Raw genomic sequence first — 13,067 nt, 5'->3', positions numbered from 1 at the left:
CGCCGGCAGGCCGGTATAATCGGGCGCTTATCTCTTTGAAAAGCGCCCCGTGCGGGCGCCACTGCCATGTCCGAAGTCGCCACCGAAGCGTCGCGTCGCCGCACGTTCGCCATCATTTCCCACCCTGACGCCGGCAAGACCACGCTGACCGAAAAGCTGCTGCTGTTCGGCGGCGCGATCCAGATGGCCGGCTCGGTGAAGGGCCGCAAGGCTGCCCGCCACGCCACCTCGGACTGGATGGCGCTGGAAAAGGAGCGCGGCATCTCCGTCACCTCCTCGGTGATGCAGTTCCCGTACGAAGGCAAGATCATCAACCTGCTCGACACCCCCGGCCACGCCGACTTCGGCGAGGACACCTACCGCGTGCTGACCGCGGTGGACTCGGCGCTGATGGTGATCGACGTGGCCAAGGGCGTGGAAGAGCGCACCATCAAGCTGATGGAAGTGTGCCGCCTGCGCGACACCCCGATCATGACCTTCATCAACAAGCTCGATCGCGAGGGCAAGGAGCCGATCGACCTGCTGGATGAGGTTGAAAGCGTGCTCGGCATCCAGTGCGCACCGGTCACCTGGCCGATCGGCATGGGCCAGCGCCTGAAGGGGGTGGTCCACCTGATCACCGGCGAAGTGCACCTGTACGAACAGGGCCGCAACTTCACCCGCCAGGATTCGACCATCTTCCCGTCGATCGATTCGCCCGGGTTGGCCGAGAAGATCGGCGAGCGCATGCTGGCCGATCTGCGCGACGAACTGGAACTGGTGCAGGGCGCCAGCCACCCGTTCGACCTGCAGGCCTATCGGGCCGGCAAGCAGACCCCGGTGTTCTTCGGTTCGGGCGTGAACAACTTCGGCGTGCAGCCGCTGCTGGACTTCTTCGTCGAGCACGCGCCGTCGCCGCAGGCACGCTCCACCACCGGCCGCGACGTCGCCCCGCAGGAGCCGAAGCTGACCGGCTTCGTGTTCAAGATCCAGGCCAACATGGATCCACAGCACCGTGACCGCGTGGCGTTCATGCGCGTCTGCTCGGGACGGTTCACTGCCGGCATGAAGACCCTGCACGTGCGCACCGGCAAGGATATGAAGCTGGCCAATGCGCTGACCTTCATGGCCAGCGACCGCGAAATCGCCGCAGAGGCGTGGCCGGGCGATGTCATCGGCATCCACAACCACGGCACCATTTCCATCGGTGACACCTTCACCGAAGGCGAAGCGATCACCTTCACCGGCATCCCCAACTTCGCTCCGGAACTGTTCCGTCGCGCCCGCCTGCGCGATCCGCTCAAGCTCAAGCAGCTGCAGAAGGGTTTGGCACAGTTGTCCGAGGAAGGCGCGACCCAGTTCTTCCGTCCGCTGACCAGCAACGACCTGATCCTGGGCGCCGTCGGCGTGCTGCAGTTCGATGTAGCCGCGTACCGCCTGAAGGACGAGTACGGCGTGGAAGCCACGTTCGAGCCGGTCAGTGTCACCACCGCACGCTGGGTCCACTGCAGCAACGAGAAGAAGCTGGAGGAGTTCCGCGAGAAGAACGCGCTGAACCTGGCCCTCGACGCCGCCGGCCACCTGGTCTACCTGGCGCCGACCCGGGTCAACCTGCAGCTGGCGCAGGAACGCGCGCCGGATGTGCGTTTCTCGGCAACCCGGGAAGCCGCGCATACAGTCACCGGCAACTGATCGCAGCGACCATACGGTGGCGGGGGTGCACGCGCCCGCCATCGCGGCGATGATAGGGGGGTGCGGGTCCCCCTCCCTGCAGACGATGCCCATGCCATGTCCACGACTTCTGTTGCTTCGATCCGTGAAGAAATCGCCAGCGCCCTGACCCACGGGCTGGGTGCGGTGCTTGCCCTGGCCGCCAGCGCGGTACTGATCACCCTGGCCGCGATCTACGGCGATGGCTGGCAGCTGGCCAGCGCGATCGTGTTCGGCATCGCCCTGCTACTGCTGTACACCGCCTCCACGCTGTACCACGCCATCCAGCACCCGCAGGCCAAGGGTCGCCTGAAGGTGTTCGACCACTGCGCGATCTATGTGCTGATCGCCGGCACCTATACCCCGTTCACCCTGATCGGCCTGCGCGGCCCTTGGGGCTGGGGCATGTTCACCGCGATCTGGGCGCTGGCGCTCGGCGGCGTGGTGTTCAAGCTGTTCTACACCGGCCGCTTCAAGGTGCTGTCCACGGTGATCTACATCGCCATGGGCTGGCTGGTGGTGGTGGCGATCAAGCCGATGTGGGCCTCGATCGATGGCGGCACCCTGGCCTGGCTGTTCGGCGGCGGCCTGTCCTATACGCTGGGCACCTACTTCTACCACCGCGAATCCATCCCCTATTCGCATGCGATCTGGCATCTGTTCGTGATTGGCGGCAGCGTCTGCCACTTCGTCGCAGTGACCCGACAGGTGCTGTGACCGCTGATCTGCGGTAGCGCCGGGCCCTGCCCGGCAAGCAGGCGTCCACTGTGCACGCCATGCACATGAACGCTTCGCGCCCCGTCCACCGCGACGGGGCAACCATGGCAACGTGAATGCTGCCTCTGCTCCTGCTGCTCCCAAGGCGTCGCGCTGGCGCCTGCGTCGCCCCAGTCCACGCGGGCAGCGCTGGCTGGCCGTGCTGGTGTTCCTGTTCGCGGCGATCCTGATCCTCATTGCCCTGTGGGACTGGAACTGGTTCAAGGGCCCGGTGGAACGTGCGGTGCAGGCCCGTACCGGGCGCGCCCTGCACATCGGCAACCTGGATGTCGACCTCGGCCGCACCACCACCGTGCGCGCCGATACCCTCACCTTCGCCAATGCGACGTGGGCGAAACAGCCGAACATGGCCAGCGCCGACCGGGTCGAGATCGACGTGCGCGTATGGCCACTGCTGCGCGGCAACGTGCAGCTTCCCGAAGTGCGCCTGACCCGCCCTGACGTACTGCTGGAGACGGCGCCGCGCAAAGGTGACCCGGGCAACTGGAATTTCCTCGGCGACAGCAAAGGCGGCACCACACCGCAGCTCAAGCGCCTGCGCATCGATGATGGCCGCCTGCAGTTCCTCGACGCGCTCGGCCGCACCGATATCCTGGTAAACGTGCGCAGCGGCGAACCGAAACGGGCCGACGCCGCACCACCGTTGCTGGTGGCCGGCAAAGGCCGCTGGCGGGGCAATCCCTTCATCCTGAGTGGTGGCACCGAATCGCCGCTTGAACTGACCGACAGCGCCCATCCCTTCCGCATCCATCTGGATGGCCGCGCTGGCGCGACCCACGCCGTTGCCAGCGGCACCTTGACCAACCCGTTCCAGCTGCAGGTGTTCGACCTGCAGTTCGCGCTGAGCGGCAACGACCTGGCCAACCTCTATCCACTGCTGGGCATCGCCATTCCACCCTCCCCGCCGTATGCCCTGGACGGTCGCCTGAAGCGTGATCACCAGGTGTGGCGCTACGAGCGCTTCACCGGCAAAGTCGGCGACAGCGATCTGGGCGGCGATGTGCAGTTCGATGTCTCCCGGGAACGACCACGGATGACCGCGAACCTGGTGTCGCGTCGTCTGGATTTCGATGACCTTGCCGGCTTCGTCGGTGCGCCGCCGAAGACCGGTGGCGGCGAGACCGCCAATGCAGAACAGAGAGCCGAGGCTGCGCGCGTGGCCGCCAGCGCAAAGGTGCTGCCGGCCACCCCGTACAACCTGGGCAAGCTGCGTGCAATGGATGCCGACGTGCGCTGGAAGGCCCAGCGCATCAATGCGCCGAAGCTGCCGCTGGACGACATGGATGCGCATCTGCTGCTGGATGATGGTGTGCTGCGGCTGGACCCGCTGAACTTCGGCGTTGCCGGCGGCGACATCCGCAGCACCATCCGCATGGACGCACGCCGCCCGCAGATCGCCACTTCGCTCAAGGCCAGCGTGCGCGGCGTGCAGCTGGGCCAGTTGTTCCCCGATGCCAAGCTGGCCGAGCAGGCCAAGGGGGGTATCAGCGGCGACATTGATCTGACCGGCAACGGCAACTCGATCGCGGCGATGCTCGGCAGCAGCAGCGGCAACGTGGCCTTGGGCGTGGGCCGCGGCCATGTCGGCAACCTGCTGATGGAAGTGGCAGGGCTGGACATCACCGAGTCGCTGAAATTCCTGTTCACCGGCGACAAACAGATTCCGCTGCGCTGCGCCTTCGCCGATTTCGGCGTGCGCGAGGGCCTGATGCATACCCGGTCGATGGCAGTGGACACCACCGATACGATCATCCTCGGCGAGGGCGATGTGAGCCTGCGCGATGAAACACTGGACCTGCTGCTGAAGCCACGACCGAAGGACAGGAGCATCCTGGTACTGCGCTCGCCGCTGCGGATCGGCGGCACCTTCAAGGACCCGTCGTTCCGTCCGGACTTCAAGGCGCTGGGTATCCGTGGTGCGGTGGCGCTGACGCTGGGCAGCATCGCGCCGCCGGCGGCACTGCTGGCAACCATCGAGCTGGGCCCGGGCAAGGATGCCGACTGCGGTGGGCACTACGCGAAGTAGAGCGGTCGTTCGGCGCCTTGATTCCCATGCGGAGAGCCGGAGCAAGGCAACAGGCAGGACACGCCGTAAACCCGTCCGTGGGAGCTCGGTCGGCGCATCCATGCGCCTCACGGTCCTGCCTGCCGCCTTGCTCCGGCTTCGGACAGTTTCCTGCAGCCGTGTAACGAGAGCAGGAATTCAAAGTCAAAAGAAAAAAAGCAGAATCAAAAGCAGTGCCAACCAAGGTTGGCATCTGCCAACGGCAGATTGTCGGGGCTGAAGCCAGCCGCGCTGGCAGGAACATGCCCTCCGCCTCCCCGCACATCAGGAAGGCGCTGCTTTGGCTTTGGCTTTGGCAGTTGCTTGAAAAAGCGGGCCGGCGGGCCGCAGGCCCGCCAGCGACAAACTCACCCCGCCACGATGTACTGCTGCAGCTGATCCAGCTCGCGCCGCTGCGCATCGATCACCGACTTCACCAGATCACCGATGGAAATCACCCCCAGTACCTGCCCGCCCTCGACCACCGGCAGATGGCGGATGCGGTAATCGGTCACCAGTTGCAGGCAGTGTTCCACCTGCTCACCGGGACTTACTGTCACTACTTTCGCGGTCATGATCTCCGACACCGCCGTGTCGCGCGACGAACGATCGTGGAGCACGATCTTGCGTGCGTAGTCGCGCTCGGACAGGATCCCGACCAGTCGCGGTCCGTCCATCACCAGCACCGCACCGATCCCCTTCTGCGCCATCAGCCGGATCGCATCGATCACCGCCGCGCCAGGCGCGACCGCATGCACTTCAGGGGACTTGCCGTCCAACAGTTGCCGTACCGACGTCATCTGCGTGCCCTCCCAGGGTGGGTTGCAGCTCCGAGTCTGCCACGGAAGGAGCCAACCATGCGTCAACCAGGTACAACGGCCGCTGCTTGGACTCCTCGTACAGGCGTCCCAGGTACTCGCCGATAAGCCCCAGCGCGATCAACTGCACGCCCCCCAGGAACAGGATCACCGCCATCATCGTCGGCCAGCCGGCCACCCGGTCGCCATACATCGCAGCCTTGGCGATCACCCAGATGGCAAACACGAAGGCCACGCCCGCGGTGGCCAGCCCCATGTAGGTGGCCGCCCGCAGCGGGACCGTCGAGAAGCCGGTGATGCCTTCCAGTGCGAAGTTCCACAGCCGCCACAGGCTGAACTTGCTGCTGCCGGCCAAGCGGGCATGCCGGTGATACGGCACCGCCACGCGGCGGAAGCCGACCCAGCTGAAGAGCCCCTTCATGAACCGGTGACGTTCGCGCATCTCGCGCAGTGCGCTCAGCGCGCGCGGCGACAGCAAACGGAAATCGCCGGTATCGGCAGGGATGGGCGTGCGCGAGAGGCGGCCGATCACCCGGTAGAACACCGATGCGGCAGCACGCTTGCTCCAGCTCTCACCGTCACGCACCAGACGGGTGCCATAGACGTTGTCGTAGCCTTCGCGCCAGCGCTCGACAAAGTGCGGCACAAGTTCCGGCGGGTCCTGGCCATCGGCGTCGAGGATCATCGCCGCGCCTTCGCGCACATGGTCCAGGCCGGCGGTCAGCGCCGCCTCCTTGCCGAAGTTGCGCGACAGCTTCAGCGCCGATACCCGCGGGTCGGCCTGGGCCAGCGATGCGATCAACGACCAGGTCGTGTCACTGCTGCCGTCATCCACGTATAGGATGTGTCCATCGATTCCGGCCAAGCCGTCCAGTACCGCGCACAATCGCGGATGCAGCTGGGGTAGAACCAGCTCTTCATTGTGCGCGGCGATGACGAAGGTAAGACGCTCACGAGTCATCGCCGGATTGTACGTGGTTGACGGGCGTGCAGCCCGCCCGTCCACCGTTCACGCCACCCGCTTCCGGCACCAGAAGCAAAGGCAGCACGGACGCCGCTGCTGTCGGCGCCCTCAATCCTCGGCCAGATACCCCGCTCCACCCAGCTGCCGTGCCTGCCGCTGGATCCACGCCGCGCGCCGCTGCACGTACGGGCCTGGCTTGGCCGCGTTGTAGCGACGCGGCGCCGGCAACACTGCCGCCAGACGTGCGCTCTCCGCAGGGCTCAGCCGCGCGGCGTCCTTGCCCCAGAATGTCTGCGCCGCCGCCTGGGCGCCGTACACGCCGTCGCCGAACTCGGCGATGTTGGCGTACATCTCCAGGATCCGCTGCTTCGGCCAGAACGCTTCGATCAGCACCGTGTACCAGACCTCCAGGCCCTTGCGGATCCAGCTGCGGCCCTGCCACAGGAACAGGTTCTTGGCCACCTGCTGGCTGATCGTGCTGGCCCCGCGCAGGCGCCCGCCGCGCGCGTTGTGGTCGCGCGCCTTTTCAATAGCCTGCAGATCGAATCCGCTGTGGTCAGGGAAGCGCTGGTCCTCCGCGGCTACCAGCGAAATGGGAAGGCTCGGCGCCATCTGGTCCAGGTCCCGCCACTGGTAGTGCAGCCGGTAGGACCAGTCGCCTTCACCCACTGCCTCGCCGAAACGCCAGACCATCACCGTGGACAGCGGCGGATCGATGAAACGCAGCACCAGCACCTGCAGGCAGCTGAAGGCCACGAACAGCACCGGCAGCCACAGCAGCCGCTTCCAGCGCCAGCGCCGACGCGGCGCCGTTTCGGCGGCGGCCACTACCTTGTCCTGCTCTCCCCCTGCCCCCATTACTGGTGCATCCTTCTTATGCCTGGTTGTCGGCGCATTATCCGGCAACCATCCCCGTTTCCGCGCGATGTGAGCCGATGACCGCCCAATCCGATTCCCTTATCCGTTTCCTGCTCCCCGACGCCGGTGTCCGTGGCGTCCACGTGCGCCTGCAGGCCACCTGGCAGGACATCCAGTCCCACGGCGAGTATCCGGACAGTGCCACCGAACTGCTCGGCGAGGCCTGCGTGGCCTCGGCGCTGTTCACCGGCCACACCAAGGTGGACGGCCGCCTGTCGATCCAGCTGCGCAGCAACACGGCCCTGCGCACGCTGTTCGCCGAATGCACTGCCGCCGGCACCCTGCGCGGCATCGTCCAGCTGGCCGAGGGCGGTGACGCCCCCCGCGACCTGACCGACCTGGGCCAGGACTCGCTGCTGGCCATCACCATCGAGAATCCGGGCCTGGATCCGCGCGAACCGCAGCGTTACCAGAGCCTGGTCGCACTGACCGCGCCGGAACTGGATGAAGCGTTCGAGGACTACTTCCGCCAGTCCGAGCAGTTGCCGACACGCCTGCTGCTGGCCGCCGGCCGCGACGGTGCTGCCGGCCTGCTGCTGCAGAAGCTGCCGGGCGACGAGGGCGACGACGACGGCTGGGCCCGCGCCAGCGCGCTGTTCGACACCCTGGGCAAGGCGGAGCTGCTGGCCACCCCGGCCGAGGAACTGCTGCACCGGTTGTTCCACGAGGAAAAAGCGGAGCTGGTGGGTGACAAGGCGCTGTCCTTCGCCTGCTCCTGCTCGCGTGAGCGGGTTGCCTCGATGCTGTTCTCGCTGGGCGAGGAAGAGGCCCGTGCGGCTGCCGAAGACACCGGCGCGGTGGACGTACGTTGCGAATTCTGCGGACAGGAGTATCACTTTCCGTTGACGGAGTTCGGCATACTGTTCCACGGTGCCCAGGGGGCTGTACCGGCACCTGAACGTCTTCAGTGAAAACGAATGAGTCTTGTATCTGGGGAGGAACAAGGCTTGTTAAGAATTCATAAACACCCTAGGATCGAGTTCCCGCCCCAGCGGGAACTTTCACTGTCCGTCACTGTCTGAACTGGTCCGATGCGTACCTTCCTGCGTCTACCGCTGACCCTGCTGATCGCCCTTGGCGCGATCACGGGCGTGCATGCGCAGAGCAAGGACACCCGCACCGTGATTCCGGTCTGGAACAAGGGCAGTGGCAAGGTCGAGGCCCTGCTGTACCTGGAGCCGACCGGTGAACAGGCCGTCGGCGCACGCTGGCATTTCGGCCGCAATTCGCTCGATGCTGCGTTCGGCCTGTCCTCGGGCGACTCGCTGGGCCTGCTGTGCAATAGCAGCAGCGGTTCGAGCATCAGCGGACTGGCGAGCCATTGCATGCTGGCCAGCCTGGGTGACGACGATGACGCCATCGGCTCCAACCGGCGCCTGACCGGCACCGCCGCGCTCAACCGTGGTACCGGCCGCCTGGGAATCACTGCCGGCACCGGTCGCGAGACCCTGCCCGCCTGGCTGGCGACGCCCAGCAAGACCCCCTCGCTGCGCGCCGAACAGAATGACCTGACCGTGTTCGCACAGAAGAACATCGGTCGCGAGGGCTTTGTCTCCATCGCCGGCACGTATGCCAAAGCACGCCTGGTACCGCTGGCTGACGCCTCGCCGGCCATCGTCGACCGCTGGGACAGCAAGAGCCTGAGCCTGGGCGCCGGCTACGGCAATTTCAGTGGCAGCATCATCGGTCGCGTGGTTGACGTTCCCGGCAAGCCCGGCAAATGGGAAGGCTTGGGCATCGGCCTGACCTGGCGCACCCCGTGGTCCGGCCAGCTCACCGTCGGCGCGGAAAACGTCATCAGCCGCGGCAAGAACCCGTTCTCCCCGCGCAACGAAAGCAACGATGACGGCACCGTGCCGTACGTGCGCTACGAGCAGGATCTGTAGCCGCTCATCGACTGGTAACAAGCAGTGTTCAACATCGGGCGCCTTGGGGCGCCCGAATTGTTTCCGGACACCCCTGTCAAGTGCGAAAAGCACTCATCTGTTACAAACAGATACATCACGACATGCATCAACTGAAACTTTTTTGTGCTTCGGAGGCGGGCAGACGCAGTGGCGACCGCCCGCGCGCCAGGATAACTCGTTGAAATAAAAGAAATCGAGGCGCATTCATGTGTAACCACAGCGTGAATTAACGCAGCTTTAATTTTTGGCAGAGGGCCGTTACTATCGATTCAGCCTCGCGATTTTGGAGCTCTCTTTTGGACTCCGCCGCGCAGGCACTACCCCAGCCAAGATTTCTTGGAGAGAGAGAGCCAATGAATTTCCAGTCCAACAAGCTGCGTGACGCTGTCGTCGTCGCGCTGATCGCCGGTGCGGCGACGTCCGTAACAGCCCAGGCGCAGGAAGCGACCAACCTGGATCGCATTTCGGTAACCGGTTCGCGCATCAAGAGCACCGATATCGAAACCTCGCAGCCGGTCCTGAGCCTGACCCGCGCTGACATCGAGAAGCAGGGCGTGACCTCGGTCGCCGACATCCTGCAGCGCGTTGCCGCCAACGGTGCAGCCCTGAACCGTACCTTCAACAACGGCGGTGACGGTACGGCCGGCATCAGCCTGCGCAACCTGGGCGCCGAGCGCACCCTGGTGCTGGTCAACGGCCGTCGCTGGACCACCGGTCTGGACGGCAGCGTCGACCTGAACACCATTCCGGTCGCAATGGTTGAGCGCATCGACGTCCTGAAGGACGGCGCTTCGACCATCTACGGTTCCGATGCAATCGCCGGCGTGGTGAACATCGTCACCAAGCAGAACTTCGACGGCGCCGAGGCAAACTTCTACAAGGGCCAGTACAGCGCTGGCGACGGCGAGCGTGAAGCGTATGACTTCACCATCGGCACCACCACTGATCGCGCATCGCTGGTGCTGGGTGCGTCCTACGTGAACGAAAAGGAAGTCATGGCCGGTGATCGCAAGATCTCCGCCGGTGGCCCGCCGTTCTTCGGCGGCCAGAGCAGCACCGGTCTGCCGGGTTCCTACATCCGCAATGACCAGCGCTACGTCATCATCAATGGTGTGGAAACGCCGTTCAACGCCAATGTCCACGGTTACAACACCTCCCCGGACAACTACCTGCTGACCCCGAACGAGCGCACCTCGCTGTTCGCAGTCGGTTCGTACAACGTCACTGACAACATCACCTTCCGCACCGAGGCGATGTACAACGAGCGGAAGTCGGAACAGCTGCTGGCGGCCATGCCCGTCACCGGTCAGCGTCTGAGCGCAGGCAGCATGTACAACCCGTACGGCGTTGACCTGACCAGCGTCTCGCGTCGCTTCAACGAGACGGGCGGCCGCTCGTTCAACCAGAATGTCAAGAACTGGCATTTCTACGGCGGCTTTGAAGGCTTCTTCGAGTTTGCAGACCGTAACTTCGACTGGGACGTTGGCTACCGCTACGACAAGACCGACCAGAACGACCTGACCTACGGCCTGTTCAACCGCCAGCGTCTGGCCGAGGCCTACGGCCCGTCGGCAATTCGCGATGGCCAGCCGGCATGCTTGACCTCGGCAGGGGCGGTCATCGCCGGCTGCGTGCCGATCAACCCGCTGGGTGGCCTCGGCTCGATCTCGCAGGAAGCGCTGGACTACGCCTCGTTCACCGCACACGACTCTGCCAGCCTGGTGTCGAAGGGCTACTATGCCAACCTGTCCGGTGAAATCGTGCAGCTGCCGGCCGGTGCACTGGCCTTCGCCGCAGGCTACGAGTACCGCAAGGAAACCGGCCAGTTCGATCCGGACGCCTTCATCGCTGCAGGCCTGAGCACCGGTAACGGTGCTGCGCCCACCAAGGGCGGGTACGACCTGGATGAAGTGTTCCTCGAACTGTCGATTCCGGTGCTGGCCGATCTGCCGGGCGCCAAGCTGCTCGACTTCAGCGTGGCAACTCGCTACTCGAAGTACAGCAACTTCGGCAACACCACCAACAACAAGTTTGGTTTCCGCTGGAAGCCGATCGACGACCTGATGGTGCGTGGTAACTATTCGGAAGGCTTCCGCGCCCCGAGCATCAACAACCTGTACCGCGGCGATACTGATTCGTTCGAGACCTACGCCGATCCGTGCTCGGCCTCCAGTGGCCGTCGTACCGGTGCGGTGGCTGCACAGTGCGCCGCTGAAGGCGTACCGGCCAACTTCCAGCAGCCGGGTGCCGGCAGCGGTGCGAACAAGCAGACACCGGAAGCGTTCACCTGGAAGTCGAATCCGGATCTGAAGCCGGAAACCTCGACCAGCAAGACGCTGGGTCTGGTGTGGAGCCCGAGCTTCGTCAGCGGCCTCAACGTCACCCTGGACTGGTGGCAGATCGAGATCGAAGACGCCATCACCCGCCCGGCCATCCAGGACATCATGGATCGCTGCTACGGTGGTTCGCCGCAGGAGCAGGCAGCGTACTGCGGCCTGATCACCCGTGATCCGACCTACGGCACCGCGACCCAGCGCTACACCATCACCAACGTCGACATGCCGCTGCAGAACCTGTCCTCGTACAAGGTGGAAGGCTGGGATCTGGGCGTCCTGTACAAGCTGCCGGAAACCTCGTTCGGCCAGTTCACCGTCAGCTGGGACAGCACCTATCTGTCCAAGTGGGACACCAAGTCCACCTCTGATGCCCCGGTCGATGGCCGCGCCGGTCGTTACCTCGACCAGGATCCGTACTGGCGTGTCCGTTCCAACCTGTACGTTGATTGGTCCTACGGCGATTTCGGCGTGAACTATGGTCTGCGCTACAAGTCGGGCATGACCGAAGCCTGCCCGTTCGATCCTGTGGCTGATGCCGATCTGGTCGGCTACTGCTCCGACGGCCAGAACGGCAAGAACCACATCGCGTCCACCACATACCACGACATCCAGGTGCGCTACAACACCCCGTGGAAGGGCACCATCATGCTGGGCCTGAACAACGCTTGGGACAAGCAGCCGCCGGTCTCCTACCAGGTGTCGTACAACATGTTCGACCCGCAGTACGACCTGCCGGGCCGCTACATGTACATGCAGTACAAGCAGAAGTTCTGATCGCTCCATTGATCAGCTGACGCAGCAACGGCCCCGCAAGGGGCCGTTGTTTTTTGGGCATTCGCCGCGCTGGCGCCAACCCCAACGAAAAAGGCCGCGGCATCGCCGCGGCCTTTCTGCATCCAGCGATGAAGATCGTTCAGCCGTTCGGAATCAACGTGTCGATCAGGTGCTCGACATACGCTTCGAAATCCTCACGTGCCTGCTTGGGCTGCTGCAGCTGCAGCGACAACTGCAGGAAGCCCACATATGCCGCGTAGGCCAGGCGTGCGCGATGGCGTGCATCGGTCGAGCTCAGGCCCGCCTGGCGGAAGGAGGCGATCAGGTAATCGAGCCGCCGCTGCGACACACGGTCGATCACCGGCCGCACCATCGGATGGTCCAGCGCCTTCAGCAACTCGCTGTAGATGATGTGCGGCTGTACTTCGTGCGCCACCATCTGGAACAGCTGGCGCAGGCGCACGCGCGGGTCCGGCACGTCTTCCAGGCTGCCGAACACCTGTTCCTGCTCGAACAGTTCCCAGCGTTCCAGCGCGGCCTGCAGCAGCGCATCACGCGAGGGGAAGTGCCAGTAGAAACTGCCTTTGGTCACGCCAAGGCGGCGCGCCAGCGGCTCCACCGCGACGGCGCTGACACCTTGCTCGGCAATCAGATCGAGGGCCGCCTGGGCCCAGTCTTCGGCACTCAGGCGGCTGTTGCGGCCGGCACGCGGTTCGCCGGCGGAAGCGTCAGGTTGATTCATTTGCTGATTTAACCATACGCCGGGGTTCGTTGCAGTACGCGGTTGCGGCCGAAACCGTCGGCAGCCGGGCCAGAAGGGATTCCTGCAGCGCACCATAC

At 64.7% G+C, this 13,067-nt stretch carries 10 protein-coding genes; 6 read left to right on the top strand and 4 right to left on the bottom strand.

What is annotated here, in order from left to right:
• The first annotated feature begins 66 nt into the window (after positions 1 to 66).
• From HFK18_RS09980 to HFK18_RS09970, 3 genes are all read left to right on the top strand, one after another.
• Positions 67 to 1,671 carry a peptide chain release factor 3 gene (locus HFK18_RS09980; RefSeq protein WP_100460065.1) on the top strand — a complete coding sequence of 535 codons (1,605 nt, stop codon included), beginning with the start codon at positions 67 to 69 and terminating at the stop codon, positions 1,669 to 1,671.
• A gap of 96 nt (positions 1,672 to 1,767) precedes the next feature.
• Positions 1,768 to 2,406, top strand: a complete 639-nt coding sequence (locus HFK18_RS09975) for a hemolysin III family protein (RefSeq protein ID WP_176019903.1) — start codon at positions 1,768 to 1,770, stop codon at positions 2,404 to 2,406.
• A gap of 112 nt (positions 2,407 to 2,518) precedes the next feature.
• Positions 2,519 to 4,492 carry an AsmA family protein gene (locus HFK18_RS09970; protein WP_180166150.1) on the top strand — a complete coding sequence of 658 codons (1,974 nt, stop codon included), beginning with the start codon at positions 2,519 to 2,521 and terminating at the stop codon, positions 4,490 to 4,492.
• A 386-nt stretch (positions 4,493 to 4,878) separates the two neighbouring features.
• On the opposite strand, the gene HFK18_RS09965 is transcribed toward HFK18_RS09970, so the two are convergent.
• From HFK18_RS09965 to mtgA, 3 genes are all read right to left on the bottom strand, one after another.
• Positions 4,879 to 5,310: a CBS domain-containing protein gene (locus tag HFK18_RS09965; RefSeq protein WP_025877817.1), complete on the bottom strand. Its 432-nt coding sequence runs from the start codon at positions 5,308 to 5,310 to the stop codon at positions 4,879 to 4,881.
• Positions 5,270 to 6,289 carry a glycosyltransferase family 2 protein gene (locus HFK18_RS09960; RefSeq protein ID WP_180166148.1) on the bottom strand — a complete coding sequence of 340 codons (1,020 nt, stop codon included), beginning with the start codon at positions 6,287 to 6,289 and terminating at the stop codon, positions 5,270 to 5,272. Before HFK18_RS09960 ends, HFK18_RS09965 begins: the two co-directional genes overlap by 41 nt.
• Before the next feature lie 111 nt (positions 6,290 to 6,400).
• Entirely contained in the window at positions 6,401 to 7,150 is a 750-nt protein-coding gene (gene mtgA / locus HFK18_RS09955) for a monofunctional biosynthetic peptidoglycan transglycosylase (RefSeq protein WP_180166146.1), read from the bottom strand.
• A 77-nt stretch (positions 7,151 to 7,227) separates the two neighbouring features.
• Here mtgA and HFK18_RS09950 point away from each other — a divergent pair, with 77 nt between their 5' ends.
• From HFK18_RS09950 to HFK18_RS09940, 3 genes are all read left to right on the top strand, one after another.
• A complete protein-coding gene (locus HFK18_RS09950; protein ID WP_088100577.1) occupies positions 7,228 to 8,121 on the top strand; it encodes an Hsp33 family molecular chaperone HslO in 894 nt (297 codons plus the stop codon).
• 120 nt (positions 8,122 to 8,241) lie between these two features.
• Positions 8,242 to 9,096 (top strand): hypothetical protein, encoded by an 855-nt coding sequence (locus HFK18_RS09945; RefSeq protein ID WP_180166144.1) that lies wholly within the window; start codon positions 8,242 to 8,244, stop codon positions 9,094 to 9,096.
• A 374-nt stretch (positions 9,097 to 9,470) separates the two neighbouring features.
• Entirely contained in the window at positions 9,471 to 12,227 is a 2,757-nt protein-coding gene (locus HFK18_RS09940; RefSeq protein ID WP_180166142.1) for a TonB-dependent receptor, read from the top strand.
• Between the two features lie 139 nt (positions 12,228 to 12,366).
• Here the strand turns inward: HFK18_RS09940 and HFK18_RS09935 are convergent, their stop codons facing one another.
• Positions 12,367 to 12,969, bottom strand: a complete 603-nt coding sequence (locus HFK18_RS09935) for a TetR/AcrR family transcriptional regulator (RefSeq protein ID WP_025877807.1) — start codon at positions 12,967 to 12,969, stop codon at positions 12,367 to 12,369.
• Positions 12,970 to 13,067: the final 98 nt, after the last annotated feature.

This window comes from Stenotrophomonas sp. SbOxS2, assembly GCF_013416715.1.
Lineage (GTDB): Bacteria > Pseudomonadota > Gammaproteobacteria > Xanthomonadales > Xanthomonadaceae > Stenotrophomonas > Stenotrophomonas lactitubi.
This window is presented reverse-complemented; position numbering and strand designations above follow the sequence as displayed.